Raw genomic sequence first — 26,059 nt, forward strand, 5'->3', positions numbered from 1 at the left:
GTATATGCCGGGCGGGCCACCCATGAGCCCACTTTATCTGTCGTATTTCAACTGCTGGGCCTTCTGTGATCTTCAGGTAGGTCGCGGCAAGGAAACTATGGCGTCTGTGCTCCATAATGCTTCAAACGTAGTACCAATGGAAAAGACTTTTCTGCAATATTTGAAAAACTTCTCCGAATCGCGCATGGGCCTCTACCGCTACCAAGGCATTGACGGGCGACTGATTCGGCTTGAGGAGTTGCTGACAAACAAGTCATTTCATGTTAAAAGCCCCCTTGACTATCGCGGCAGACCGGGGGAGCTCTGGTTCGTCCGCCTCCTTCCTCCAGCCCAACCCGATCATGCGCCCTATCTGGCGTTCACAACGCCTTACATCATTCAGCCGGCTGAAGAAATGGAATGGCTATCGTATCTCCAACGAACTCTCCAAAAAATGCGACTGAAGGATAAAAACCTCGCCCTGCACCGTCTCTTTAAATACGGGCTCACCCGACAATATTGGAACGAGTATATCTTTGAAGCCTATTTCAACCATGAACCTCAGGCCTGCTATTTGAAAGGCATACCTGATATCGATCTAAGTCGACCTCATAGCCGCGCCAGCGAGGAACAGAGAGAAGTTATGGCGGAAAAAGGGGGGAGACACTTGCTTCCGATCGACACACCACTTCACAAATGACTGAATAAAGGAAAACAAGTTGACGGAAGAAATTTCACCACAGATTCGGGGTTGGTGGCGAATCATAGATACTGCGACCTGGGTCAATGAAGGTTTGGACGACCTTGGGCCAGCACTGATTTCGTTCACTGGAGATGATGATCGATTGGGGATGCACTGCCTTTTGGCCCAACTTCAAGTAAGAGGAACAAAAACGGGTGTTTCCTTCAGCTGGAAAGGAGCCTGGGAATTTGATCAGCTCAGCGGCACTGGCAATGCAAAAGTTGGCAAAGATGGTCTGCTTAAGGGAATGATCAAAATCAAAAATGGCGATAGTAGCAGCTTCTCTGCAAAGCGCTACGAAGGTTCGCCAAGTCCAATACCAGACCCACCATCATATCGTGACAAATGGCGGCGTCGCTGGTAAACAGCCTTACTCCTTCTGTGTGTGGTGCGTGGTGCAGCTATCTGATCCGGCGAAAAGCAAGCGTGACGCCAGCATTTAGCAACATGATCATCTGGATGCCACCCCCCAATTGGTCACGAAGTTCAGGCGAGCCCCTGAGAAGTCGCTTTGAACTTTTTGTAAACCCCGAAAAACGGCTCAAAGAGTTGCATCTCTGAGATTCTGTCAAAAAATCCCACTGCCGATTCAGGGGCCGCAGGACTCATATGTATCGAAACCTATGCTGCGACTATAGTCGGATCCCTGCTTCGCGAAGTAGTGAGCAAACTCTCTTGGCTTCGGTTTTACTAAAACCAGCATCCAAGAGTATGCTTTCGGGATCGGCTTTTGTCCCCGACTTTCTCTCCTTGGGGGCAATCTCTTTTTCGATGATCCCAGCAATATCTGAATCAGGTTCCCGATTGAATTTATGACCAAGCTTGTAAAGGAATGCTTCCTTGAGGGAAGGAAGATGCTTGTCGATGGCCTCTTTGTGCCGCAAATACATACTGTAGAAATGAAGATGATTTTCGATCGTCGTCCGGTCTTTTCCCACGGTATCCGCGATCTGCTTCGCAGTTTTGCCTTTTTCTGCCAGAAGCTGGTAGCCTGCGGCGCGGTCTATGATCGACTCGCGTCTGGTAAAATTCGACACAACTTTTTGAACTATCTCGTCGCTCTCACTTGTTCCAACTCGAACAATAGCTTGGATGGTAATAGAGATGTGGGGATATTGCTGCATGAGCCTGCGAGCAGCCTCAACACGATGATGGCCATCAATAAGGGACATGCCATTCTCGGTTTTTTTCACCACAACGGCAACCTTAACACCAACTTCTCTGATGCTCTGAAAATACTCTTCAACCTTGGTTTCATCTATCTGCCGATAATTGTCATATTGAAGCGCATGGATATCTTTCGGTTTGAGAGTAAGTAACTGCTCCTTTCCACCCTTTACGCTTCTTTTTGTCTCTCCTAAGCCCTTCTCTAATGAAGTTTGTGCTACAGATTCTACAGACATCTGACCCTGTGTGCGTTCTTTTTTGGCCATCGACTTGCTCTCCTCTTGCGAACGATTAACAATCCAATAATTTCACATACTTACCAAATTTGTAGGGCTAACTATCTACTATTACTGATAATGTTTATTCGTGATTACCGTTGCTTATAATAGATAATATTGCCTTACTGTCTATTCTATCTATGTCGATATAGGAATGTTCTGCCTTTCGAACTGCTCTATTTTGCAAGTTGGCAGAAAACTAAATTCCGCATGAATCCCCTTATTTTTCAGTGCTTCGTTCTTATGTGAGGATTGTCATACCGGATTACAGTTGTCGGTATTGCTTCCGCAGAAAACAAGCTGACGGAAACCAAACCAGGCGTGGTCAAAGGTAAATATTCCTATATGAGTCCGGAGCAGGTGCTGGCCAAGCCCCTCGACGGACGTTCGGATGTCTTCAGTCTGGCCGTCGTGCTGTGGGAAACCCTGGCGATGAAGCGGCTGTTCGCGGGCATGTCCGAAGTGGAAAGTATACGCAAGGTACAGAACTGCGAAGTTCCCTATGACATCTGCGAATTGAATCCGGAAGTCGACAAGGAACTGCGGGCCATCGTCATGAAGGGCCTCGCCAAAGATCGCAAGGAACGCTACCAGACGGCAGCGGCCTTTGAAAAGGATCTGTCGCGTTATCTGCACTCACGCTATTCGGAATTTACCTCCCGTGAACTCGGTAACTTCCTGAAACGCATTCTGGCCAAACGCCGGGATAAAACTCAGGAAGATATTCGCGAAACCTTGGCCCAGGCTTCCAAACCAGCGGTGGCCGCTCCCGTCACCAATATGGCTGTGGGTCAGACGTCGGGCAACATTCCGCAGGGCATGGTTGAATCCGCGCGCAGCGTCCACAATGAAATGCCTATCACCGACGCCTCGCGCCTCGGCAGTGCGAATGTGCACGCGCCTTTGATGGATGATCGCACGATCACGCTGTCCGGTGGTTTCAAGAAAAATCACCCATCGCGCATCATGGTCGTGGATCAGGCTTATCCGCAGGCGGAAAGCACAGCCACGCGTCAAAGACCGCGCAATCACGTATCCTCTCCCCCGCGCCGGGCTGCACGCAGCAAAATCCCAATGATTCTGCTGCTGGTCGGAATGCTCGTGGGCGTGCTCTACTTCAATCGAGATGAACTCGTCATCGATAAGAAGCTGCAGATCGATCTGCGAACGTCACCGGAAGTCATTACTTTGAAGGTAAACGGCGTTAAAATCTATGATGGCGCCTATGTGAAGTCACCAGTGAAGCTGCGTTTAGCTCCCGGGGCTTATGAAATGGAAATAAGCCGACCTGGTTACCAAAAGGAAGTCATCCGCTTCCAAGGCGAATCGGGAGAGACCCTGAAACCCGAGAAGATATTCCTGAAAAAATTGCCTCACGCCATGCTCTATCCCGTCCGTCTTCTGTCATCCGGCAGCAAGGTTTTCGTGGATATCGACAACGGTCTGTTTGAAGGGGAAACGCCCCTTCTGGTTGAGTTGACGCCAGGCGTATCCCATTTCGTAACATTCCGCGCCGTCGACGAAAGCGCACAATATAAGTGTGAATTCCGCGTGGACCGACCGCCTCAGGCCGGTGTGCCTTCCACTTTGGTGATTACACCGGCGGCTTCCGGTCAGAAAGCTCGTTGCCAGATCAAGAACTAATCTGTCTGGCATCATCTTATCCTGTCCTTCAGCGGGATCGTCAAATCCGGAACGTTGAGTCGCGCCACCATCAGAAATATTAAGCAGGATCTATTCTTCGCGTTCGATCATAACGCAGCAGGCACTCCAATAGCACCAGGAGTGGGCGCCTTTTAGTTCGTCATGCACAGCATTTCAAGCGCCCCGGGCGCTGACATCGATAACAAATTGCTATCGAATCTTCCCGATAGATAACCTTTCCACCAGTACGACCAATTTCCCATGATCCCGCGCCTTCGCAAAGCGGAATAATTATTGCAGACCCAGACGGGTAACCGACTCACCAACCGAACAGCATCCGCGTTTTGTTGGGAAATTCAATTATCTGAGGCCGCTCCGGCCTCTATGTATTGTGAGTGTATAGGTCAATCCGTTGCCAAGAGGAGCAATCCATGCAGTACAGCATGCAGGCAATCAACAAGTTGACACTCATGTCATCGGATGGTGCCCAAGGGAATATTAAAGATATTTATTCTGATGACGTAACATGGACCTCGCGATATTTTGTCATAGATACTGGAACATGGCGTTCCGATCGCCTCGTCCTTATCAGCACTGAAGCCACCAGGCACTCAGCTGGAATGAGCGGAAAATAGACGGTGGTATGAGACCCGAGGGGAGGTGAAGAACGCGTCCTCATACAACCGTAATACAGGAGTCACAGAATCCTGCCGGCACAATTGACACAATATCATGAGGGTTTCAAAGATCGAGCATTTCGGATGCGACACAGGGTATCTGCAAGCACGCATTCTCAGCCCCATGTGTAACTGGCATCATCTCGTTCGATATTGAGAACTGGCGTTCCATAAGGTGCGATAATGGAAGAAGTGATCGATCTCAGCTTTGTAGCGTTGGTATTTGGCCTTTTCGTTTTGCCTCGATACCTGGAGCGCTGGCATATCCCCGCAGGTATCACTGCGTTTGGGCTCGGGCTTGCAGCCGCGAGCTGTTGCCAGGCTTTCCGATTCGACCAGCTCCTGGGTTTCCTGGCTGTCCTGGGGATCAGCTCGCTCTTTCTTCTTGCGGGGATTGAAGCCGATCTCTCGGAATTGAAAAAGGTATGGAGGTTTCTGGCTGTTCACGTGGCCGGAACCTTGGGCGTGCTTGCTTTGATTACAACCGCGGCCCTTCAACTCTTCGACCTCCCTTTTAATGTGGCAGGACTTTTGGCCCTGGCGCTGGCCACTCCATCGACGGGTTTCATACTTGACGCCATTCCCAGTCTGCCGTTGAGTGAAGAGCAGCGCTTTTGGGTGAAAAGCAAAGCGATTGGGACGGAATTGGTCGCCCTCCTTATCATGTTTTTCCTGTTGCAATCACACTCCCTTGAAAAGCTATCGCTGTCAGCCTTGGGGCTCTTTCTTATCATCGCAGTACTGCCTTTGGTTTTCATGGGATTTGCTAAAATCGTCTCACCCCATGCAAAGAATTCTGAGTTTTCGTTTTTCATCGTTCTTGCCGTGCTGGTGGGGATCGCAACCAAACGTTTGGGCACTTACTACCTCGTCGGGGCTTTCATCGTTGGGTTGGCTGTGCAGCGATTTGAGGATCTCTTTGAAGTCATGAATGCGCATAAGGTGTATGACGCCCTCAAGCTCTTCTGCACGTTTTTTGTTCCCTTCTATTTTTACCGAGCAGGGAATCGGTTATCGCTGGATGTTTTTTCCACCGAAGCGCTCACAGGTGGGTTGGCTCTGACCCTGATCATAGTCCCTCTACGGCTCCTGCCTGTTTTCATCCAGCGTCGCATGCAATTCCGTGAAAGCTTCAAGCAGATTCTTACTGTGGGTATTTCAATTACACCGACCCTGGTTTTCGGTCTCGTCATTGCAGAGATTCTTCGAACTCGTTATAATCTGGCTCCTGATATTTTCGGAGCACTGGTCACTTATACCATCCTGGTAACCATTATACCCGGGTTCATCCTACGGAACTCGCGTTTTCAGGATATTCCCGAACCTCACGAAGTTTTTTGAACGCACTGATTGCGGGCGTTCATGATGACCACGGAGGATGCATGATCCTCCCCAGCCCATCCAGGCCTGCACCCACTGCACGAATATTTCCGGGATAAATCGGCCCATAACAAAAAGTTATGAAATTGATACGATAATTATATTTTATAGGACAGGAAGGAGGTCCGATGCTTGTTGGATATGGATAACTCAAGGGAGCGGCATGAATCGCCTGTTTATAGTATCGCACCGACTGCCTTTTAGCGCTTACTTTGAAAATGATCAGATCCGCTTGAAGGCCTCGATGGGGGGACTTGCCAGCGGACTGCTGCCGCTGCTTGGCGAAGATACGGTTTGGTTGGGATGGGATGGGCTTTCCCAGAAACTGACCAAAGCCCAAAAAGCGCATGTGGCATCAGCTTTCCAGGAGCGCGGTTGCGAGACTGTAAGACTACCCATCAGGGCTCACCATGCCTTTTACAATGACGTTTCGAACGGTGTCTTTTGGCCTCTCTATCACAACCAGACCGGCAGCCTGCCGTTGACCTTGCCGCATTGGGCTGATTATCAGCTGATCAATCGCCTGTTCGCCGAACGCCTTGCTGAATTGGTCCGGCCTGGCGATACGGTCTGGATTCAAGACTATCATCTCCAGCTGCTGCCCAGGATGATCCGGGAACGTAATCTGGGTGTTTCGATTTCCTTTTTCCTTCATGTCCCCTTTCCTCCCGCCGAGATATTCCGCATGCTTCCGATACGGGAGGAGATCCTGGAGGGCCTCCTGGGAGCAGATACAATCGGCTTCCATACGAAGGGCTATGTCGATCACTTTAAGCAGGCAGTGGAACAAATCGTTTCTTATCCCCGAGTCACTGACGGCCTCCTTGTGGGTGGACGTATGATCAATGTTTTGGCTGCTCCGCTCGGAGTCGATGTCGTGCATTGGGAGGAGATCGCAGCGCGGCAGAGTGGGGGGACCCTGGTTGAAGCTATCGACAAAATGCGGCAGGACAAACCTGATCTTCGCATTCTATTCTCTGTCGACAGGCTGGACTACACGAAAGGGCTTCCAAGAAAACTCCTGGCTTTTGAAAAATTGCTGGAAAAATATCCGGAGTGGCAGGGGAAGATTACGCTTATCCAGATAGCGCCCAGTTCACGGGACGAGCTTGCTGCCTACAACCGCTACAAACTGCTGGTCGAACAGATGATCGGCGCCATAAATGGGCGTTTTGGATTTCCTGGGTATCAGCCGGTTCAATACTTCGCCTCGGCTTTCAGCGCGGAAGAACTGGGTCAGGCCTATGGCAGAGTCAATATCATGCTCGTGACACCTCTGATCGACGGGATGAATCTTGTTGCCAAGGAGTTCATCGCATCACGACCCGACATGGATGGGGTCCTGATTCTCAGTGAGTTTGCAGGGGCCGCCGATGAACTGCGTGAGGCTCTGATCGTCAATCCTTATGACATTGATGCCGCAGCCAGGACCATGCACGCTGCGTTGATCATGCCGGAATCGGAGCGACAGGATCGAATGAAACGACTTCGTGATGCAGTCACGAAGTTTAGCACGGTCGAGTGGGCTCGCCTTTTTAGTCAAGGGATGGGTCCAGGTTCGCCCAAGCTTGAGTCGGTTCAGGAAAACCCATTTCTTAGGCCTGATCAGCTTCCGCAGCTGGCATCGCAGCTCACACCCCCGCTCGCTCTTTTTATCGACTACGATGGCACCCTCTTCCCGATCGTTCGTCGCCCGGAATTGGCGGCACCGGATTCGGGTCTTATAATGCTGCTGGGGCAGTTAGGTTCCATACCTGGAGTCGAAGTGCACATAGTCAGCGGTCGGCGCTTTGACGAGCTCTTCCGTTGGTTCCATCGGCTCCCCTTGCATATTCACGGGGAACACGGCGGTATTTCATACGATCCGCAGACGCGACAGCGCAGCTTCCTCATGGAATCGAAACGGGACTGTCGCCCGCTGCAAAGGGCCTTCCAGATATTTGAGCGCCACAAATCCTTGAACGAGGGTATCCTCATAGAACGAAAAGTGTTCTCCACCGTTCTCCACTATCGCATGATCAATCCCGACGCCGTCGATCCTCTGCTCAGTGTGGTGACGGAAGAAATTATGTCTATGGAGGGTGCCGGTGAGATCGAAATCCTAAGGGGCAAAAAAAACCTTGAGGTCAGGATCAAGGGAATCAGCAAGGCCCGTGTGATCGAAAATCGAATGGCAAAGGACGACCCTATTTTCTGTGTCGCAATCGGTGACGACAGAACTGACGAGGACATGTTTGCGGCGATTGGTGATGCCGGCCTGGCTCTGGGAGTAGGATCATCGGGCACAAAGGCTCATTTTAAGCTTCTTGATAGCACGATGGTTCGCGAGTTTCTTCGAACTCTCTTCTCCCATCTGAACACTGGAGCAGAGATGCAGACTCCCACGCAGAATGTACCGACACGTGTTAAGTAAAGTCAGTCGGGATAACTTCAACACTAGTCCTTGTCTTTGAATACCCTGAAGTAATCCCGAATCTCGCTATTAACCAGGTCGAGCTGGCGATTTTTAGGTGCGATCTGATACACGACATGGTTCCAAAGTTTCTGCCCATCATTAAGTTTGACCAGCGTTCCGCTCGTGAGTTCCTTTTGCACGTACGGTTTTGGGAGAAAACCCACGCCTACCCCCTCGACAGCGGCCCGGACAACGGCAGAAAGAATATCACTTTCGAAAATGACAGGGCGATTGATGCGCAGCTTTTGAAGCTGAATCTCTGTTTCAATCCGAAGCTTGTGTTCTGAGACGGGAACAACAAGCCCGAGGTTGAGTGCCTGAAGAAGTTTGCCGAGCGGGTCCTTCGCCTGACTCTTCCGGTTATTCTTCAAGATCGATCGATTGGCAACGGCCACGACCGGCATGGAAATCTCGGCCAGCACGGCGAAGTCGTCGCCGAGGGTCGTATGATTGCTCAAAAGCACATCGAGCTCCTTCCAACGGAGCTTATCAAGCAGGACACGGTGCTTATCCGACCTCATGGAGACATGTACGTCCTGGTTCATAAGATCCTTGCGGAAAATCTTCCGAATCAGGTTGACAACAAACGGACGTTCCAGCTCGTCCGACACGCCGATGCGAATTGTCTTTTGGACTCGACTGTCCTTGTTTTCGAGGAACTCGCTAAGATCGTCAACAGGCTCAAACATTCTGCGACAGATGGAATAGAGGACTTCTCCGTCCTGAGTGAGAGCGACCCCTCGTCCGGCCTTCTTGAACAGCGTCCGATTTGTATGCGCTTCCAAAGCTTTGATTTGAACAGTCAGCGACGGCTGAGCAATGCGAAGGTGGTGGGCAGCTTTGATCATTCCACCCAGTCGGGCTACTGTGAAGAAATAGAAGAGATGATTGTAGTTGAACATTGGGTTCCCTTCTTGCATATGCAGGAAGATGCAGTTCGTGATCCCGACTTTGACCGAACCAATCTTTTGACGGTTATGGATCACGGGAATCCATAGGATAATCTTATGCGATTTTATTAGAAAATTATATTTTACGTGGAACCTACATTAGTGAATCCTTTATGAGATGTGGATTGGATCCCTGGAGGGAGGCCAGTTTTATTGCGCATCCAGGAGCCAAATGAGTCAAGACAGAATACCTGCCGCTCTAAGTTCCTTCATTCTTGGAAACCTTCATTCAGTTGAGCAGCTTGAAATCCTCTTACTGCTATCGCGCTCTCCCGATGAGACCTTTTCAGTTGATCAGATCGACAGGCATATTCGCGCCAGCGCTCAGTCTGTTACCAAACGGCTCACTGATCTTGTGTCACGGGATCTGATTGACAGAAGATTGGACAGCGACATAGACGTTTATCAAGCCAAGAAAGACCCACAAGTCTTGAAAATATGCCAGGAATTGGCTTGTTACTATGCAACCCATCATTCCGTGATCATAGAATTGATATATTCACGTCCAGCCAATGCCATGGGTTCGTTTTCGAATGCTTTTCGCTTCAAGAATTAGCGCTTCGCATCGAATACGCGCCATTAGGATAGTCAGCACCAGGCTCGACGCTGCCTCAGCGAGAGACCATGAGAAATTTTAACATGCCGCATGCTGATGAAAAAGGAGGTGCCTTGGTCAGGCACCCCCCCAAAGTCGGAGATGTTACATGGTGAACGGCGCTCCGTAACTTCTGAACAAAGTACACCCCTCAGTTCCAAACTTTTCAAGCCTTCAAGAGCTCGACCGGCTGACAGATAATCATATTTTCGCAGCAATTATGATGACGGACGCAAGCACGGCCACAGCTACGATGCAAAATACCGTGAGCAAATAATCCTGAGATCTCTGATCTGTATGATTTCGGTGCGTGAGAGAGGTAAATGAAATTCGGCCTTTTTCCCGGACAATTGCCAATCGAAAAGCAGAGTCTGGCAGCGTGGCCTTGGTCACTGCGAGATAATATACCTGACCGTCTTGCCAGGAAGTTTCGACCAGGCCTCGAAAAGCTGAACGGTCAAGGTATCTCTTAACGCGTCGTTTTTCGTAAATTGTTTCCTTGTTGGCTGCCATAAGATCGGCCAGCCTATCGCGGCGATCATAAAGGCAGCAAAAAATCTCTTCCAGATTCAAAGGTCGCTTTTGCTCCCGCATGATGCACAGCAATTCGGACTCCAGATGCTCGTCGTTCTGTTCCAACAAGTGATGACTCCGGAAGAATGGAATCGACATAACTGGGGGAGAGAGAGAATCCAGTTATGTCCAATATTGTTCCAGTACCAACTACCAAGTATGTTATCGACATAATCTGCAGAAAGTGTGCCGGTTATGTTTCGCCGAAGTTACGCACCCCATGCCGGAGCATCCTAACGCCCACCTGTCAATTTTTGACCCTCGGGGTCATTTTTTGACGAAATCTGTGAAACGAGATGCAGCGGCATCCACTGTAAAGAGGAAACGACACAACTGGGACGCAGGACAATGTCCAATTACGTTCTCGCACCAGCATTCCTGGCGCTCGCCGTAGAAAGCGTGCCGTCGACTGAATAATTGAGGATGCCCATACGCGTCAGCAAATTCCTAGTGGCTTGTTGTCAGGTTTTGATCCGGGGACTCGGTTCTTGACGAAATTCGCTGATCTATGCTGATACAATGATCTTTCATTTTCGCTTTCAGCGTATTTCGAGCGATTCCTAGAATGTCGCAAGCTTCCTGGAGGCGCCTCCTGGTTTCTGAAAGAACGGCCGGCAGCATGATACTCTCAAGCGCTCGCACCATCGCGTCATAAATAGATGTTTCGCCCTTCTCCAGTAGATTTTGAACAAGAAGCGACATGCTGTCGGCGGATGCAGTCTCAACTCGATGGCTGGTGGCAGGATCAAAGGCAGCTTTGAGAATGGAACGCGGCAAATGTGGAATTCGAGGGGACTATCCATCTGCATGAGCCAAGGCATATTTTACAACGCTTTGCAGTTCTCTCATATTGCCTGGCGAGTCATAGTTCCTCAGGATTTCAAATATTATCCTCCTTGCGCTCGCGAAACGGGGGTAGGTCGATAGTGAAGACGTTGAGCCGATCATAAAGATCACCACGGAACTTGCCCTCGTCGATTATGGTCTTCAGACTTCGATTGGTCGCAGCGATAACACGCACATCAGTTTCAATCGTATCGTTGCCACCCAGCCGTTCGAACCTCTGGTCCTGAAGGAGACGGAGGACTTTGGCCTGGGTGATAGTTAAAAAGACGCTGATCTCATCTTTTTGGCCTGTCGCATCGAGGGCATTCATCAGAATGTGTGAATAGTAACCCCTGAATCTGAGCTCGTCCGTGGAGAAGCCTCAGACACTGCTCTAAAAGGCCGGTAGGATCCAACCGTTCAATGGACATTGCGGGCTGTCGTGCGAATTCCAGCAGATTTTGAACAGTTCGTTGAACACGACAGAGCTCCTGTTCCATAATATGAAGATCGTCCTTTCTTAACAGATTATCGCGCACGAGCGCGGCCTGGACGAGCAGCTTTATGGACATCAAGGGATTTCGCAGCTCGTGGGCGGTACCTGCCGCCAATTGGTCAAATGGCTGCGAATTTCTCAGATCTCAGGATCTCTTCCTGCGTTTTCTGAAGTCGCATGACGACCCGTTCCACCTCGACCACAATGATATCAACGATATTCTTGAGATCTGCCAGATTAACGCCAGTCGAAACGCGGATGGGCCCCACAATCTCGCTGAGTTTCCCGGCGGCAAAGGTCAACGGCAGGTTTAGCTCGACCAGAGATTTGCTCATGCGCCGTGCGACCAACATCTCCAGCTCCTCAGCAGCTCTAACGCTTGTGACATTGAGTTCCAGGACTCTGGACAGCTCCTGATAGAGGTGATTCACTTACCACGCGGAACCCCCACCCATGATCAAAAGCAGAAGGCTGAGAATAAAAACAGGCCAGGACATGGTCACATTTTTGAAGACGGCTTTGATACGATAACCTCGCGCGAAATTGCAGAACGATCGTTCAAGGTAATCGCGTCTGCGGCGCTGCGTCCAGATAGATGATATGGCGCAGGGTTCCGGAAGGGACACGTCACGCCCCCTACCACGGAGGTGCAATCTATTCAGCATATAGGACCATTCGCTCGAAGTATGCCACTGTATACCGCCAATGAAAGCGCTTTTTGGAAACCCAGGATTAAAATTGGTCTGTCAAAGTTTGATCAGATCATCACAATTTGATGCCCGCTACACTCTGGCATAAACCTTGAAGTGAATCTGATCATGATTGCCTTTCCCTAGCGAAAAATTTGTTTTGAGACGAAGACAAAATTTTGGGATCCGGTCTACGCAGGCCGGGTTCTGCCTCATCCTCTGAGATGCTTGGAGCTGTATAAAAATAGGCGGGGAAAAGCATTGGGATTGTGAAGCGAATGAATGGGTTCATGCTGCCAATTTATTGATCGCATTTGTCACAATCCTCTCATCCATAACTCAATATCTTTTGAAACAATTAGGTCGTGACCGATGAGACTAAAAGCTTTTGCCACCATCGTGCTTTCAATTTTAAGTGTCCTGACTGTTGGAGTATCAGCGGCGCTGATTGGCATGACCACAGCACTACATGGGACTTCAACCAAGTTGCTGGAATCGAAGCGAAGTATTACAGCGTCCTTAGAGCTCAAAAACACTCTTCTTAACTTTGCTCACAAGGATTTGCTCTGGATAAGCACAGGGGACACGAGGCATCTTGGTATGCGACGCGAAGCCCAGGAAAATATGGTCCGTCTATTCGAAGAAATTCGTCATTATACTGCCTCAGAGCATGAAGCCCACCTCATACATTCGGCGACAACCGCAGTCGACTCTTACATTGACGAAAGGACTCGAATCGGGGCAACACCATTTAACGTGATAAGTCCTGCCGAGCAGCTTTCGGAAAAGTTCGAGGAAGCAGCTCGTAACCTGCAAAGCCTGTCCCTATTAAATATTGAGCAGGCTGAGGCAGCTTACATGGCATCATCTATGTATAATAAGCAGGCCAATCTCCTTGGCATCAGCATTACCGTCCTTTTTTTAGCTACGGTACCGCTTCTTTCTCTTGTATTACGAGAATCGCTTTATAAACCCATGCGAAAATTGGCTCAAGTCATGCAAGATTTTCGGCAAGGAGGAAGCATTTACTCCGTGAGAAGCGGAATTGACGAATTGCAGAAAATTTCAGATGCATTTGTCGAGATGGCCACTGAAATCCAAAAACAAAAGGAAACCAGAGTTCAATATCTGGCGGCTGCTGCGCATGACCTACGCAATCCCATCAGTGCCATCAAGATGGGCGCGGATATTACTGTAGCAAGATACAACGATGTTATTCCATCACAAGTACTGCAGCTCTTACAGGTCATTCAGCGACAGGCGACCCATCTCAATAGAATGATAGGTGATCTTCTTGATACAGTTCGCTCGGAGGGCGGTGAAATTGAACTCAATCGAGACATCCAAGACCTTGGCCTGATCGTTAAGGAATGCTGCGCCTTATTTTGCAATTACTCCCAGGATCATCGAATCACAATCAGTATCGGAGCCACCCCTGTATTCGCCCACGTCGATGCCAGCAGGATATCTCAGGTCGTCAACAACTTGATCAGCAATGCAATCAAGTATTCGCCTTATGGCGGCGAAGTACTGGTTACTCTTTCGGTCGAGACGAACGATGCTGTACTTTCCGTGAAGGATTCGGGTATCGGTATCGCCGACAATGAACGCGATTCCATCTTTCAACCCTTCCGGCGAGCAAACGCGACCAGGGATACTATTCCAGGAGTGGGGCTCGGTCTATTCGCATCGAAAAAGATTGTTCTGTCTCATGGTGGCCGCATCGACCTCGCAAGCGAAATAGGTTCGGGTTCGACCTTTATGGTGCGTATCCCAATTGGTCCGCCAACGCACGGCACTGGCAGGAAGGATTGGGTAGAAACTGACTCGCATAATAGCTGCGAAATATTAACAGTTACCTAATGTATGAGGGCTTCATTTCCACTTGATTGATTCCGGCCGAGCGCAGGGAGATGATACGAATGGGCAGACCTTTAAGACTTTGAATGGTGTCGCGATCCGCATGATTGTTCACAAAAGCGCACACAGCATCGAAGGGCCCTGGCCAGCTGCGCTGTAGCTTTCTTGACTTCATGCAGCTCGGTCGTCGACCAAATGCCTTAGCGCAATAGGAGCAAAGGGACCTGAGTTTGATGAAGCATTTTGGTTGTGTTGCTTCCCAGAATGAATCTTCGTATGGGAGACGTTCCATAGGCCCCCATCACAGTAAGATCAATATCATTCGCTTTTACGTAGCTCGTTAGAGCCACGCCCAAGGAGTCTCCCACGCGTCGCGCGATGATGGATTCGTGTCCTTCCGCAAACAGAATTGCCTTTGCTTCCTGGAGTGGAGAATCTGTTGCTCCTCCAACCATAACCAAATGGACCTCAATGCCATCAAATAACTGTGGATATTTCACAAGATGGTTCAGCATCCTAATAGCGGTGGGGCTTCCATCAAAAGCTATCATGATTTTCTGGGGAATTTTATAGGTTGCTAACGAAACCAGAATGGGGCAATGAAGGGTCCGAATAACGCTCTCAAGCTGACTTCCAATCTGCGCGAGTGCGCTTTCCGACTTCTTGCCTTGCCGCCCCACGATCAGGAGTCGGATTTCGCTTTCCATCTCGGACAACGTTTCCACAAGGTTAGCATGTCGCTGAAGGGTTTTGGAGGCAACACCGGCCTTCTCCACCCTGGCCTTTGCCGCTTCGAGCATTTGCTTGCCCTGCTCGAGGGCGAGTTTCCCTCGCTGCTCATCGAGGAGAGTCAACTGTTCCAGCAAAGTTTCGCGAGTTCCCAGGCCAATATTTCCGGACAGATCCGATTCGTGAGGACGTTCGGACTTATCCAGGACGTGTAGGATCGTAAGTGGGGTCTCTAATTTAAAGCTTGTCCACGCAGCCCAATCGCACACGGCCGCTGCTGAAGCGGAATCATCAATACATGCGATAACACGCTTCTCCATTGTAACCCCCTTCAAGATTAATGGGCTGCCAGAAATTTCTCAATTTCTTCCGGCTTGTCATGCACACCAAAGCGGTCGACCAGGGTAGCGCTCGCTTCATTTATACCCTTGATTACGACCGCCATTCCTTCCCTGCGGAACTTGATGACGACCCGATCCAGAGCTGAAACGGCCGTTATATCCCAAAAATGGGCATGACTCACATCAATGACGACGCGATCCACGGCCTCCTTGAAATCAAACGACTGAGTGAATTTCTCAGATGAAGCAAAAAACACCTGACCTCTGACTGTATATGTTCTTCTTTGTTCCTCAACATCAAGTTCTGAGCCCACAATCAATAGCCGGCCCACTTTATTGGCAAAGAACATTGCAGCCAGGAGAACTCCCACGAGCACACCATAAGCAAGGTTATGGGTTAACACAACAACGATCACAGTAGAAACCATAACGATATTGGTCGAGAGCGGGTATTTACTCATGTTCTTCAGAGACTTCCACGAGAATGTTCCAATGGAAACCATGATCATAACGGCCACGAGGGCTGCCATTGGAATCCGTGAAACCCACTGATTCAAAAAGACGACGAGCAGCAAAAGGACAATACCCGCCGTCAGTGTGGATAAACGACCGCTACCACCAGATTTGACATTAATAATGGATTGACCGATCATCGCGCATCCCGCCATACCACCCAGAAACCCTGCCACGATATTGGAAATCCCTTGACCTTTGCATTCACGGTTCTTATCGCTCGGCGTATCAGTCAGCTCATCAACAATGGTTGCCGTCATCATGGATTCCAGGAGTCCAACGACAGCCAGAGCCGCAGAGTAAGGGAAGATGATGGCAAGGGTTTCCATGTTCAGAGGAACCTTGGGCCACATGAATATAGGGAGAGTGTCTGGAAGAGCTCCCATATCGCCGACAGTTCGGATGTCAAGACCCAGGCTCATCGAGATGGCAGTTAGAACCACAATGCAAACCAGGGGCGAAGGGATCGTCTTGTTGATATACGGAAATCCATAGATAATCACGAGGCCGCCCAATGTCATGGCGTAGACCTGCCAAGTGACATTGGTAAGTTCCGGGATCTGGGCCAGAAAAATTAGGATCGCGAGTGCATTGACGAAACCGGTCACGACCGAACTAGAAACAAAACGCATGAGGTTACCGAGTTTGAGATAACCTGCTCCAATCTGCAAAACTCCGGTCAAAAGAGTGGCTGCAAAGAGATATTCCAGGCCATGGCCTTTGACCAAGGTAATCATGAGCAGAGCCATGGCGCCAGTGGCAGCCGAAATCATGCCTGGTCGTCCACCTGTAAAAGCTATCGAGAACGCAATACAAAACGAAGCATAAAGTCCGACCTTGGGGTCGACACCAGCAATAATGGAAAACGCAATCGCCTCTGGAATAAGTGCGAGGGCAACGACAAGGCCTGCGAGCAGGTCACCACGGATATTACCTAGCCAATCTGAACGAGTAGAAGAAAATAGCATGCAGACAAAAATCCTTCAGTGCTGGGTGAATAAGATTTTTCATGAACATTGGAATGGTTTGAAAAACCGTCGTTCCCGCGGGAAATGCAAGCGGCGCAGACCACTGCTCTGGGAAGCTTTTGCGGTATTCCAACTATGCGGAATGATTTAAGGCGGAGTCGTCAGCACAATGGCCAGCATTATAAAGTGATTTGTGTGGCAAAAAGCCGTAAGTGGATAGTCTACGTAATAGCTCGAAAATTGCAACTCATGAATCCAGGCGTGACTCGATCAATGAAAGATGGGTGAAGCCGGATCCAGTCGTCTTCGACTGGCTCCCAAACGTTCTCACAACGTAAACAGATCTTAACAACTTCGCAGGGTGATTCTCATCATGAGGGCCTATGCCAGAGTAACCACTCAAAATTCATCTGATTTCAAGCAGGCCTGCGCCAGACGCCCCTTCAGCATCTTCACCTGGACATGTTATGCAAAATATATTTTAGCTTGACCGGCTTCGTTGGAAGGAACTCGAGTTCTTCGTAGCAACGACAAGATTTTGGGGGCTGAGTTCGCGATGTTGGCTAAGATTCGCATGCTCATCTCAGCAGTTGCCTGTTGGTTTATTTTAGAGAGCAACAAAAAAGCCAAGCTTGTGAGCCGCCGCGCAAGGTTCTTCAATCCCTTGATGTCGTGCTCGTTCTTCCCATTTCAGAGCAGAAGCTTCGGATTGAAACAGAAATCCACCTTCCGAGTACGTGCAGAAGGAACTTGCCTTTAGACCCTATAGCACTGGCACGATCAATGCAGAACTTCTTTAGTGAACTAATAGGATCTGGAGGACAACTGCTACCAGTCATCAAGGAGAACAACGATGAAAATCATTCAACCAAGCTACTCCGTTCTGGCCTTTCCACTAGCCGGACTCATCGGCGGATTTTTTCTCGCATCATCGGCCTGCACTCGCACGGAATCGGCTCCCGAAAACGTTCGGGTGGAGGATATAAAGGAAAACCCAACAGCCTATCTCGGCAAGGCTGTCACCGTGAGCGGTGAAATCGAGCGTGTCTATGGCCCAAGGGCCTTTCAATTGGGAGGCACAGAATTTTTCGACAGTGAGATTCGCGTGCTGACTGCGCAGCCTCTCAAGCAAGGTGTCCGTCGTCGCGCAGAAGAACCCTTCGCAGTTGACGATATCGCACTTGTGACAGGAACTGTGCGGAACATTGTCGTGGCTGACGTCGAGCGTGAATTCAGCTTCGACCTCAGCCCTAATTATGAAGTTGAGTTGGAGAACAAGCTAGCCATCGTTGCTAGTTCTGTTTTAATTTCGCCTCGAGGTCAAAACGTAAGTTCAGCTACGGTTTCGGCAAAAGTGAGCGATATCCAAGTGATCTTCACAAGCGCTGACAAGATTTCATTGGTTGGCAAGCAGATTGAATTGGGCCAGGTGACAGTGCAAAGCCTGGTAGGTGATCAAAGCTTTTGGGTCGGCCCAACACCCAACCAGCAGGTTTTCGTAACGTTCGCAGAAATCCCGCAACCAGGAAAGGCCCAGGAAGGTCATCTGGCGATCCAGGCTGGTCAAAAGCTGGATCTCAGGGGCGTGATTCGAACCATGCCTTCGCCTTCACATGAATGGTTGAAACGCAATAAGATTGATGATAAAGCCGCTACGATCCTGCGTCAGCAGTCCGTTTATATCCATGCGACAGACATTAAAGTGCTTGACAACGCTGGCTGAAATGAATTGAGCGAACAGGAGGGACTTGTATTCTCATCAGTTTCTACCCTATCTTTAACTGGTCTTCAAGTCAGCCAAACAACACACCCATTCCCGAGCTGGCCGCTCTTCGCTACAAACACCGACATCAGTTCTGTAGCGATGGGTGGTTTGAAATGCGTCCTCTGGATTTGCGTTACACGCGCTGTGATCTTCAATGTCAATCATAAAGTCTGGCCAGAGCAGCTTGGAAATTTTGCGCAGTATTTTCAAGTGCAGGTTATCCATAGTTCTTGAATCACAAAAGTATTACCAAAGTTAATATGAAACCAACATCTCGCCACCGCTCTTTAAGGTGAAGGCGAGGCTGTCGCCGCCGATGGCTCGGGTGGGATCGGATTCGTGCGTCCAACCCCAGTCTCAGCGCATTTCGCACTTATTTTATCCTCATCCGGAACATTGGGGTCCGCACAATCAGTCAGCGATTGCCGCGGTGGCGCAGCCTCGCTCAAAGGAATATCGCGGACACTTTCCGGAGGCAGGAGTGTTCCCTGCTGAATGCTGGGAACGGTGCTCGGTGTCGTCGTATCAGACCCGGATATGGCCTCCGAGCGCTGCACAGCCCGGTTTTCCGTTCCGGTGTTCCGATTACAGGCAATAGCCACGCACGATAGCAAGAGTGCTGTGGGAAGAAAGAGTTTCATATCATCCACCTTTTGCAAGAATAGGGGCAGAACGAGACGAGTGAGGAAGTGCATGGTCTGTTCCAAAGCTGAAATTGATGTCCGTTTACGACCAGTATGGCGTCCTCAATCCAGGCTTTACGCAGGCTCATCCAGAGGAAACTGTTTCCATAAATTGTCGGTTATGGGCTTACATTTGCATGAAATCGGGTGGGCAGCTTAATGCTCTCACTAGGTTTTAAAAAAGGAGCTTCGGAATGAATATATCCATACGTTTCGGATCCATCGTTGTGTCAGCTTCACTTGCGCTTATCATAGGCTGTAATCGACGGCCCTACCAAAGCCCCGAGTATCACGCACCTGAAGAAACGCCCGTGCCGGTCCCGGAGGGAGCCTATTCGGATCCTGCCGCAACAACACCGAAGCGGTTTACGCCTGCCGGGAATGAAAGTAAATCTAAAGTCGGAACAAAGGACGAAAGCGCAGCCAACAATGTGGAAGGGACCGGATCAACGCTTCCTCAAGGATATTTCCATTGCCCGCCACCAGGTGTGACACCACCTTCTGCAACGACCGTTGAGGATGTCATGGATGGGGCTCTCTCGGCTATAAACTGCCCTCCGGGAGACCCAAATGCTTCCAGCACGCGAACGGGTCTGCCTGGAACACCGAGCACCATGGGAACAGGAGGCGAACACCCTCGTGTAAAAGGTGGAGACAATTAGACTAACATAAATGTTCATGATTGAGCCCAGGACTGGAGCACGGACCGCTTGCTCCGACCTTGCTACTAGATCACCTCGCTTCGTGCCCCAGATGGGAGCTGCCCATCGACGCGCTTGATGATTTTACCTTGAGGCAGCGGCTCCTGTGGGTCCACTTGATTCATCATGGCAAGCTTTTGCAGAGACCCAGGCAACGATCGTTGCTTGGCAAATGCAGCAAGCGACATGGACTGAGGAAGATCTGTTAGCGTGATACGAAGCGGTTGGATATTCAGAAGCATAAAACTCACCGTTTTGGTTAACCCAGACATTGTTACGCCTATGTTGGCTAAACTTGAGCGTGTGGCTCAAAATTACGTTCGGGCCCACTCTGTGGCATCCTATGGACCCGATCCTTAAAGCGTTGGTAGTAGTGTGACAGGCTCATCTGATAAGACTCCGTGATATCTTTGTCCCGATCATAAGGAGGTGCGTTCTTCACCTCGTCGCGGCCAACCGTCAATCACGACCTGTCCACCCGGCCACCACTTTCTCGCGTCCGCGATCACATGAGTCATCCGCCATGTTTCCGGTTCGATCAGCAGGTCATCCAATTGGCCAATCTCCCCGTCAATGGCGCGCAGAGCATATGTCTTGACTTCGTTAAAGCTGCGCAGGTGGACGTCATGTTCCTGGCCCTGGTCGCGATGGGCGTGAAGCGCCTTCTCAACTGTGGACGGTAAGGAGGGATCACCCCCCCAGTCAAGACACCAGAGTTTCCGTGTGTTCATCAAGATGCCTGTTGCTGCTGCTTAAAATCCCGTTTTAGGATAATGACAGCTTTTGAGGGTCCCCCTTTGCTATCCAGAATCTTGTGGATTCGATCTTCATTCAGTGAATCGACCTGCCGGTTGTTAGCAGCCCCTTTAATCTGCGCAGCATCCGTGGCAAACGTTTTTTGGAACCAATTGGGCTTTTCAGCCATACTAAAGGTATCGACATCATCGGCACCCGTGAAAGCCTCTATAAAATTCTCGATTTTCTCAGCACGCCTTTCTGCAAGGTCGCGCGCTGCATCCGACAGGCGTGCGCCTTTTTCCACTGGGTAAGCCTGATCGGACCAGGCTGCCACGATCACCTTATCGAGATCCTTTTGAGTCTTCCAGGTCGGCATCAGTTCACGCAGTCGAACCTGGTCGCTGGCTGAGAGTTCGGCTGAGCCTTTGGGAAAAGTCAGAGTTAAAGCTTCCTTGTCCATCCTATCGATGTAGACGGTCCAAATTTCAGCAAGGACAACGGGAGATTGTTGCACTTGACCTGCTTGATCCTGCTTTTTCGCATCAGTAGCCTTCGTCTTTTCAGACTCTCCTGCGGAATACGCATGTCCAGTTGATAAACCCAAGCTCAATCCTAGTGCTAACCACTTGTGTATGAGTTTCATAAGAACCTCCTAAGATTTTAGTGAGCTGAAATTCTCTCATCAGCTTTATATTGAAGCCTAACAATCCGATCCGTGTAGCGCACGCACTGCCCTTTCTTTTCAAGCCCGAGATCGATGAACGGAACAAGGGCCATGACTGGATTTATCAATGTTCCAAGCGCGATGGCGGCAGTAGCCTTGAGGATGAGTTCTTTTCGCGAAGTGCTGACTTTAATGTCACCGAGGGAACCTTTCAAATAAACCGGTGAGCCCACGCTGGCAAAACTAAAATCTTTAGCAAATGTTTCAAATTTGACATCGATAAGTTGCCGGTTGAGATCCAGGCGGCCTGACAATTTCACGTTGCTATCCTTCGTGGACAGGAAAAAGTGATCCGTCTTGATTACGCCGTTGTCCACACTATAGCTCGCAAACATGCAGTTGATCTTCGTCGGTGGATGATCCTTGACCAGAGTTGCAAGAGTCTCCACGAGATCCATACTCAGAGCTTCCAGAACAGTGGCAGCAATGTGACCGTCGTCGATCACGAGCTGCATGTGACCGTCGGCGGCCGCAACCAGCCGTCTTGGGCTCGAACCTTCACTTTTAAGCTCCAAGGTTCCTGTCAGGTTCCCTTTGACCAGTTCTCGTGGCGACAGGCCCACGGTCGGGAGGGCAAGGGAAAGCCTGCGGGCCACGGTGGCCATATTATAGACTTCAAGACCCAGGTCGGCAGAAAGCTGAACCGGTTTGCGACGCGCGTCCACGGTTACCATCCCACCTGCCTGACCGATCGACGAGGCGATGTTGATGGGTGACAGTATGAGCCGGCCATTGAACAATCGCAGTCTGGCCTCGGCCTCAGCCAGAAACCAGCCCGAGGCCGGACCCTGGTATCGTTTCACCTCAAGGAAAAGGTCTGCACGGGCATGATGCAGCAGATGAAAGGGTAACGCCTGGTCCGAGAGTAGAGCGCCTGGGCGTTGCCCCTTTCGCGGCTTTGGCCCTGGCGCTGGATCGTTTTCGGTCCACAGCCCATCAATGTCCTCGTAACGAAGAAGTGGCGCGAGGAGTCGTCCCGACAACAAAGGCTGTGAGGCGCCTAAACTCAAGGTCAGAGCTCCTGTAACACTGCTTTGACCCAAATTCACTGTCATGCTTTCGATCGTTAAAAGCCCGGGCTCATGGGTCAGCTTGAATTGGAAATTGTAAGGTGGCAACCTTCCCACTGCAACAGCTAGCAGCGGCTTCAACCGGGCCAGATGTTCACCTGATCCTGCGACATCGAACTTATAGATGCTTTGAGCAGGGCGGAGCCCACCCGTCACATGAAGCGTCTGTCCGCCGAGCATTCCTTTGAACTCCACCGGGAATGTTTGCTTGCTATCCCTCAACTCATCATACGACCCAAGCCGAGCCGAAAATCGATAAGGCAACTTCATGACCTGACCGTGGCTCGTGACGTGAAAAGGGCGGTCAGCTCCTATGGACGAGAGATGCAAGGATTCAATAAAACCCCCAATGTCTTGACCTTCTTTAAGATATACCCAACGCAAACCCTGAATATCTCCAGATTCCAGTACGACTGAAGGGTACTCGGCCAGCTGTTCCTGAAAGCCCTTTTGTTTCGGCTTTTTCTTTTTACCATCCGGGGTCACGGTATTGAATTGAACACGCGCATCTTTGACTTTAAAACTGACACGCAGAGCCGAATACTGTTCCGGCGCGGGCCATTGTACATTCAGGGCCATATGGTGCGCGGAAAAATAGCGTACGGGCCAAGGCTCCGGATTCTTTATAAATGAGCGCATGGTCTGCATAAAATTGAAGTCCTTCCCCTGGCGATCCAGAGTTATCTGGATGCACTTTTTCTGGCTATCAACCATCAGGGAAGATCGGATATCGCCCCCTGGAACCGAAACTGTTAAAGGGTCCATAGTAAGTCGACCGTTCTTCAGAGAAACCGTAGTGTCCAGGTTCTGGAGGAGGGATTGGTTTTCACGTCCAAGCACATCGGTTAATAAAAGGTGGACCCGGGACTCATAGTTTTGCAGGAATTGTGTTGGAATCAGCTGGCTGAAGTCTCCCCATCTCTGCGGCTGCTGCACTTGGGCGTTGGTCAACTTTCTGACCTTGCTATCAGGCAGGAAGGCCATGAAATCCTGGTAACGGAGCAGCGAGGCCCGCAGTTCAGCCTCAATCCACGGGACATGTCCTGTAGGCTTAAACATTCCATTGCCTTCAAGATGACTTTTCCCGAGGTTCATAATCAAATTTTTCACTGTCCATGACTCAGGATTTCTTATGATCTGAACGCTCAAGTCGTACGCAGGCGCTTTCTTTAAATCGTACCGACTGCCAAGCAGTTGACTCGCAAAATCGTAGTCCGATCCCCGCGCCTTGACGTTCAAATCGAAACTATTTTTGCTGGGTTGAAAATTGCCTGCAACTTGCAAGTTCTGTCGGGCAAGCTCCATATTCAGTTGGATGGGATAATCGTTTCCCCCTGATCGAAACTTCTGAAAGGAGCCCAAGGTGCCCGAAAGTTGATACGGCATATCCAGCGCTTGGCCGTGACTATGAACATTCACAGGTGATTGAGGTGTCTCGGAACGGACTTGCAAGTGATCCACGGAAAAATCCCAAAAATATTTATGAGCGTCCCGCAAGATATGGATCTCAAAATCATCAATGGACGCCTGTTGAACAAACAGCGCGGGCCATTTTTCCAGCGGTGTTTGCTTATCATCAGCACTCGTCTGGGTGCTGTCAATCACCACACGGGCATCCTTTATTGTGATGTCCTGGATGACAATCTGGTTTTTAAGCAAGGTCCATGGGCGCAGAACAAGGGAGGCATGTCTTGCACTCACAGATTCAAGCCTGGCACCATTCCCCGCTTGCAAGCTCAACCCTTCCACGCTGAAGCTGGTGCGAGTGCCCAGATGAATGTCGAGCCCTTCCAGGCCCTTCACCTGCCAATCTGTGAACTTTTCTGTGGTCCGTGCAACGAAGTCCAAATGTTTGTTCCAGTTCACTCTATTGACCACCTGAACCAGACCAAGCAGGAGAATCATGACTGCCATCAGGGCGCCGGCAAATGTTCCTAATGTAATTCTTAAGATTCTCATGTCCCGCTCCCGGGCGAGAGGTCACGCAGCAGAAACGATGGTTGTGTTCGATAAGAGATCAAGTTCTGGTGCGGCTGCGTACCAACACTCACTGTCTACTGTCTGCAACATATATTCCGATTGAAGACATTTTCCAGCTATGGAGATTCTGTACTAACGATACGACTGCCGAAATTTTTTTGGAGGTCTTGCCCTGCGAGATCGAAAATAGGGCAATAGTGCCTTATATAGCAGGGGCAAGAGCCCGATGATGGCGAACGACAGCAGCAACCAGGGCGAAAGCACGTTCTGGATCGACTTCACCTGACTCAACTGTGATCCTGCATTGATATAGATCAGGGACTTAGGTAGAAGTCCCAGGAAACTTACAAAGAAAAACTTTTTCAAGGAGAGCGTTGTGACCCCCATAGCCAGATTGACAAAAACAAAGGGAAAGAGAGGGATCAATCGTAGTGTGAGCAGATACTGAGCTCCATCCTTACGCAGGCCTTCGTCAATCGCAGCTATTCTATCCTTAAAATGTTCTTGCATGATGTTTCGAAGCAGACATCGAGAAATTAGAAAGCAAAGAGACGCTCCAACCGTCGTGACCAAAGGCATGACAAAAGAGGCAACACTGAAGCCGAAAACAGCTCCTGCCAACATATTAAGAATAAAGGATGTGGGCATCGCAAACGCGACCAACGACAAATGGACAAGCGAAAACAGCAAAATCAGCTGCAGCGGATTTTTTTCGTAATATGTGTCAAGCCACTCCTGGCAGGCGCGTAGTTGCTTGATATTCACAAATGGGTCGAGGTCGAAAACAACAAAGAACAATATGAGGAGAGCTGGTAACAAAACCAGCATAAGCCTCCCGGATAGTATTGAATCAAGCTTTAGCATCGCAATGGCCCCTACCTTTAAACGAGTCTCGTAGAATTCTATGAGCTGTACGGGCAATGGAAACCGTGATCGATTCTAAAGCCAATTGAGGCCTTATACACGATATGCGTGGGAAACCTTTTCGTATAATATCTTTATCGAACATATTTGATAACATTTCATTATGAATTAAATATTATGTTGCATGAAGGCCATCGAATGCAGTGCAGTCTTGAGAACATGCACTCAGTCATAACCGTCTGCAAACGTAAGTGCTGTTCCGGCGGTTTGATGATTTACTCGTAGATTAGGTTGATAAACAAGGTTTTGGCTACCAGGGTCATGCAATCTCTAGCATCACGGAGCTGTATGCAGGATGAGGATCACTGCAGTTGCTTCTGGATAAAAGCTCTCAAGCTGGACCATGGAGCGTTTCAATGCACTATACGGCGCCTCATATTTTACTGTTTTTCTATACAGTGACTTTTGCCGGGCAGCAGTTGCGCAGCAGACAATAAAGGAAGAGTCGGCCTTGGACACAGCATGGAAAAAACAGGATGGGTCCAGCAGCCGGACAGCCTCCTGATACAATTGACGGTATTATTCGCTGGTGAATCTGCTCTTATTGACATGTAAAGTCATCCCAAATGTGCCTGGAAATTGGGGGGGTCGGCATGTCGGTTCGCCATTATAG

25 protein-coding genes are annotated in these 26,059 nt (G+C 49.8%); 9 read left to right on the forward strand and 16 right to left on the reverse strand.

The window, feature by feature from the left end:
* Both VE954_RS15660 and VE954_RS15665 read left to right on the forward strand, forming a co-directional pair.
* Nucleotides 1-679: hypothetical protein (locus tag VE954_RS15660; protein ID WP_324954369.1), on the forward strand; the 679-nt coding region annotated here is incomplete at its 5' end.
* Between the two features lie 19 nt (nt 680-698).
* Nucleotides 699-1,085, forward strand: a complete 387-nt coding sequence (locus VE954_RS15665) for a hypothetical protein (protein WP_324954371.1) — start codon at nt 699-701, stop codon at nt 1,083-1,085.
* Between the two features lie 268 nt (nt 1,086-1,353).
* Here the strand turns inward: VE954_RS15665 and VE954_RS15670 are convergent, their stop codons facing one another.
* Nucleotides 1,354-2,154 carry a ParB/RepB/Spo0J family partition protein gene (locus tag VE954_RS15670; RefSeq protein WP_324954373.1) on the reverse strand — a complete coding sequence of 267 codons (801 nt, stop codon included), beginning with the start codon at nt 2,152-2,154 and terminating at the stop codon, nt 1,354-1,356.
* Nucleotides 2,155-2,418: 264 nt separating this feature from the next.
* Between VE954_RS15670 and VE954_RS15675 the strand changes: the two genes are divergently transcribed.
* The 4 genes from VE954_RS15675 to VE954_RS15690 all read left to right on the forward strand — a co-directional run bounded on the left by VE954_RS15675 (nt 2,419) and on the right by VE954_RS15690 (nt 8,280).
* Entirely contained in the window at nt 2,419-3,810 is a 1,392-nt protein-coding gene (locus VE954_RS15675) for a serine/threonine protein kinase (RefSeq protein ID WP_324954375.1), read from the forward strand.
* A gap of 431 nt (nt 3,811-4,241) precedes the next feature.
* Nucleotides 4,242-4,445: a hypothetical protein gene (locus tag VE954_RS15680; RefSeq protein WP_324954377.1), complete on the forward strand. Its 204-nt coding sequence runs from the start codon at nt 4,242-4,244 to the stop codon at nt 4,443-4,445.
* 225 nt (nt 4,446-4,670) lie between these two features.
* A complete protein-coding gene (locus VE954_RS15685) occupies nt 4,671-5,828 on the forward strand; it encodes a cation:proton antiporter (protein WP_324954379.1) in 1,158 nt (385 codons plus the stop codon).
* Between the two features lie 202 nt (nt 5,829-6,030).
* Nucleotides 6,031-8,280, forward strand: a complete 2,250-nt coding sequence (locus VE954_RS15690) for a bifunctional alpha,alpha-trehalose-phosphate synthase (UDP-forming)/trehalose-phosphatase (protein ID WP_324954381.1) — start codon at nt 6,031-6,033, stop codon at nt 8,278-8,280.
* 23 nt (nt 8,281-8,303) lie between these two features.
* On the opposite strand, the gene VE954_RS15695 is transcribed toward VE954_RS15690, so the two are convergent.
* From VE954_RS15695 to VE954_RS15710, 6 genes are all read right to left on the reverse strand, one after another.
* A complete protein-coding gene (locus tag VE954_RS15695) occupies nt 8,304-9,224 on the reverse strand; it encodes a LysR family transcriptional regulator (RefSeq protein WP_324954383.1) in 921 nt (306 codons plus the stop codon).
* 844 nt (nt 9,225-10,068) lie between these two features.
* Entirely contained in the window at nt 10,069-10,440 is a 372-nt protein-coding gene (locus tag VE954_RS15700; RefSeq protein ID WP_324954385.1) for a hypothetical protein, read from the reverse strand.
* A gap of 447 nt (nt 10,441-10,887) precedes the next feature.
* Nucleotides 10,888-11,142: a helix-turn-helix domain-containing protein gene (locus VE954_RS44270; RefSeq protein WP_414699010.1), complete on the reverse strand. Its 255-nt coding sequence runs from the start codon at nt 11,140-11,142 to the stop codon at nt 10,888-10,890.
* A 178-nt stretch (nt 11,143-11,320) separates the two neighbouring features.
* Nucleotides 11,321-11,596: a sigma 54-interacting transcriptional regulator gene (locus VE954_RS15705; RefSeq protein WP_324954387.1), complete on the reverse strand. Its 276-nt coding sequence runs from the start codon at nt 11,594-11,596 to the stop codon at nt 11,321-11,323.
* Nucleotides 11,562-11,876 carry a histidine kinase dimerization/phospho-acceptor domain-containing protein gene (locus VE954_RS44275; RefSeq protein ID WP_414699009.1) on the reverse strand — a complete coding sequence of 105 codons (315 nt, stop codon included), beginning with the start codon at nt 11,874-11,876 and terminating at the stop codon, nt 11,562-11,564. The genes VE954_RS15705 and VE954_RS44275 overlap by 35 nt, the downstream gene beginning before the upstream one ends.
* A gap of 4 nt (nt 11,877-11,880) precedes the next feature.
* On the reverse strand, nt 11,881-12,114 hold the full coding sequence (locus VE954_RS15710) for a hypothetical protein (RefSeq protein WP_324954389.1): 234 nt from the start codon (nt 12,112-12,114) through the stop codon (nt 11,881-11,883).
* A 708-nt stretch (nt 12,115-12,822) separates the two neighbouring features.
* Here VE954_RS15710 and VE954_RS15715 point away from each other — a divergent pair.
* Nucleotides 12,823-14,313 carry a HAMP domain-containing sensor histidine kinase gene (locus VE954_RS15715; protein WP_324954391.1) on the forward strand — a complete coding sequence of 497 codons (1,491 nt, stop codon included), beginning with the start codon at nt 12,823-12,825 and terminating at the stop codon, nt 14,311-14,313.
* Here the strand turns inward: VE954_RS15715 and VE954_RS15720 are convergent.
* From VE954_RS15720 to VE954_RS15730, 3 genes are read right to left on the reverse strand one after another with little or no spacing between them, the layout of a single operon-like run.
* Nucleotides 14,306-14,485, reverse strand: coding sequence for a hypothetical protein (locus VE954_RS15720; protein WP_324954393.1), 180 nt, complete (start codon nt 14,483-14,485; stop codon nt 14,306-14,308). The two genes, VE954_RS15715 and VE954_RS15720, sit on opposite strands and share 8 nt — an antisense overlap.
* A gap of 25 nt (nt 14,486-14,510) precedes the next feature.
* A complete protein-coding gene (locus VE954_RS15725) occupies nt 14,511-15,359 on the reverse strand; it encodes a universal stress protein (RefSeq protein WP_324954395.1) in 849 nt (282 codons plus the stop codon).
* Nucleotides 15,360-15,376: 17 nt separating this feature from the next.
* Nucleotides 15,377-16,861 carry a SulP family inorganic anion transporter gene (locus VE954_RS15730; protein WP_324954397.1) on the reverse strand — a complete coding sequence of 495 codons (1,485 nt, stop codon included), beginning with the start codon at nt 16,859-16,861 and terminating at the stop codon, nt 15,377-15,379.
* An 853-nt stretch (nt 16,862-17,714) separates the two neighbouring features.
* On the opposite strand from VE954_RS15730, the gene VE954_RS15735 reads away from it, so the two are divergent.
* On the forward strand, nt 17,715-18,584 hold the full coding sequence (locus tag VE954_RS15735; protein WP_324954398.1) for a hypothetical protein: 870 nt from the start codon (nt 17,715-17,717) through the stop codon (nt 18,582-18,584).
* 329 nt (nt 18,585-18,913) lie between these two features.
* Here the strand turns inward: VE954_RS15735 and VE954_RS15740 are convergent, their stop codons facing one another.
* Complete coding sequence (locus tag VE954_RS15740) at nt 18,914-19,267, reverse strand: hypothetical protein (protein ID WP_324954400.1); 354 nt, start codon at nt 19,265-19,267, stop codon at nt 18,914-18,916.
* A gap of 236 nt (nt 19,268-19,503) precedes the next feature.
* On the opposite strand from VE954_RS15740, the gene VE954_RS15745 reads away from it, so the two are divergent.
* Complete coding sequence (locus tag VE954_RS15745; RefSeq protein WP_324954402.1) at nt 19,504-19,971, forward strand: hypothetical protein; 468 nt, start codon at nt 19,504-19,506, stop codon at nt 19,969-19,971.
* 65 nt (nt 19,972-20,036) lie between these two features.
* Here the strand turns inward: VE954_RS15745 and VE954_RS15750 are convergent, their stop codons facing one another.
* The 5 genes from VE954_RS15750 to VE954_RS15770 all read right to left on the reverse strand — a co-directional run bounded on the left by VE954_RS15750 (nt 20,037) and on the right by VE954_RS15770 (nt 25,443).
* Nucleotides 20,037-20,252 (reverse strand): hypothetical protein, encoded by a 216-nt coding sequence (locus VE954_RS15750; RefSeq protein WP_324954404.1) that lies wholly within the window; start codon nt 20,250-20,252, stop codon nt 20,037-20,039.
* A 177-nt stretch (nt 20,253-20,429) separates the two neighbouring features.
* A complete protein-coding gene (locus VE954_RS15755) occupies nt 20,430-20,741 on the reverse strand; it encodes a hypothetical protein (RefSeq protein WP_324954406.1) in 312 nt (103 codons plus the stop codon).
* Nucleotides 20,741-21,391: a hypothetical protein gene (locus VE954_RS15760; RefSeq protein ID WP_324954408.1), complete on the reverse strand. Its 651-nt coding sequence runs from the start codon at nt 21,389-21,391 to the stop codon at nt 20,741-20,743. Before VE954_RS15760 ends, VE954_RS15755 begins: the two co-directional genes overlap by 1 nt.
* Before the next feature lie 17 nt (nt 21,392-21,408).
* Nucleotides 21,409-24,501 carry an AsmA family protein gene (locus VE954_RS15765; protein ID WP_324954409.1) on the reverse strand — a complete coding sequence of 1,031 codons (3,093 nt, stop codon included), beginning with the start codon at nt 24,499-24,501 and terminating at the stop codon, nt 21,409-21,411.
* A gap of 153 nt (nt 24,502-24,654) precedes the next feature.
* Nucleotides 24,655-25,443, reverse strand: coding sequence for a TVP38/TMEM64 family protein (locus tag VE954_RS15770; protein WP_324954411.1), 789 nt, complete (start codon nt 25,441-25,443; stop codon nt 24,655-24,657).
* Nucleotides 25,444-26,059: the final 616 nt, after the last annotated feature.

Origin of the sequence: Oligoflexus sp. (assembly GCF_035638955.1) — a bacterium.
In the GTDB taxonomy this organism is placed as follows: domain Bacteria; phylum Bdellovibrionota_B; class Oligoflexia; order Oligoflexales; family Oligoflexaceae; genus Oligoflexus.

What these genes read in the sequence shown, in the direction of transcription:
- VE954_RS15670 (WP_324954373.1), bottom strand. Translation starts at nt 2,154, where the DNA reads ATGGCCAAAAAAGAACGCACACAGGGTCAGATGTCTGTAGAATCTGTA.
- VE954_RS15680 (WP_324954377.1), top strand. Translation starts at nt 4,242, where the DNA reads ATGCAGTACAGCATGCAGGCAATCAACAAGTTGACACTCATGTCATCG.
- VE954_RS15685 (WP_324954379.1), top strand. Translation starts at nt 4,671, where the DNA reads ATGGAAGAAGTGATCGATCTCAGCTTTGTAGCGTTGGTATTTGGCCTT.
- VE954_RS15690 (WP_324954381.1), top strand. Translation starts at nt 6,031, where the DNA reads ATGAATCGCCTGTTTATAGTATCGCACCGACTGCCTTTTAGCGCTTAC.
- VE954_RS15695 (WP_324954383.1), bottom strand. Translation starts at nt 9,224, where the DNA reads ATGTTCAACTACAATCATCTCTTCTATTTCTTCACAGTAGCCCGACTG.
- VE954_RS44270 (WP_414699010.1), bottom strand. Translation starts at nt 11,142, where the DNA reads ATGTCGCTTCTTGTTCAAAATCTACTGGAGAAGGGCGAAACATCTATT.
- VE954_RS15705 (WP_324954387.1), bottom strand. Translation starts at nt 11,596, where the DNA reads ATGAATGCCCTCGATGCGACAGGCCAAAAAGATGAGATCAGCGTCTTT.
- VE954_RS15710 (WP_324954389.1), bottom strand. Translation starts at nt 12,114, where the DNA reads ATGTTGGTCGCACGGCGCATGAGCAAATCTCTGGTCGAGCTAAACCTG.
- VE954_RS15715 (WP_324954391.1), top strand. Translation starts at nt 12,823, where the DNA reads ATGAGACTAAAAGCTTTTGCCACCATCGTGCTTTCAATTTTAAGTGTC.
- VE954_RS15720 (WP_324954393.1), bottom strand. Translation starts at nt 14,485, where the DNA reads ATGAAGTCAAGAAAGCTACAGCGCAGCTGGCCAGGGCCCTTCGATGCT.
- VE954_RS15725 (WP_324954395.1), bottom strand. Translation starts at nt 15,359, where the DNA reads ATGGAGAAGCGTGTTATCGCATGTATTGATGATTCCGCTTCAGCAGCG.
- VE954_RS15730 (WP_324954397.1), bottom strand. Translation starts at nt 16,861, where the DNA reads ATGCTATTTTCTTCTACTCGTTCAGATTGGCTAGGTAATATCCGTGGT.
- VE954_RS15735 (WP_324954398.1), top strand. Translation starts at nt 17,715, where the DNA reads ATGAAAATCATTCAACCAAGCTACTCCGTTCTGGCCTTTCCACTAGCC.
- VE954_RS15740 (WP_324954400.1), bottom strand. Translation starts at nt 19,267, where the DNA reads ATGAAACTCTTTCTTCCCACAGCACTCTTGCTATCGTGCGTGGCTATT.
- VE954_RS15745 (WP_324954402.1), top strand. Translation starts at nt 19,504, where the DNA reads ATGAATATATCCATACGTTTCGGATCCATCGTTGTGTCAGCTTCACTT.
- VE954_RS15750 (WP_324954404.1), bottom strand. Translation starts at nt 20,252, where the DNA reads ATGCTTCTGAATATCCAACCGCTTCGTATCACGCTAACAGATCTTCCT.
- VE954_RS15755 (WP_324954406.1), bottom strand. Translation starts at nt 20,741, where the DNA reads ATGAACACACGGAAACTCTGGTGTCTTGACTGGGGGGGTGATCCCTCC.
- VE954_RS15760 (WP_324954408.1), bottom strand. Translation starts at nt 21,391, where the DNA reads ATGAAACTCATACACAAGTGGTTAGCACTAGGATTGAGCTTGGGTTTA.
- VE954_RS15765 (WP_324954409.1), bottom strand. Translation starts at nt 24,501, where the DNA reads ATGAGAATCTTAAGAATTACATTAGGAACATTTGCCGGCGCCCTGATG.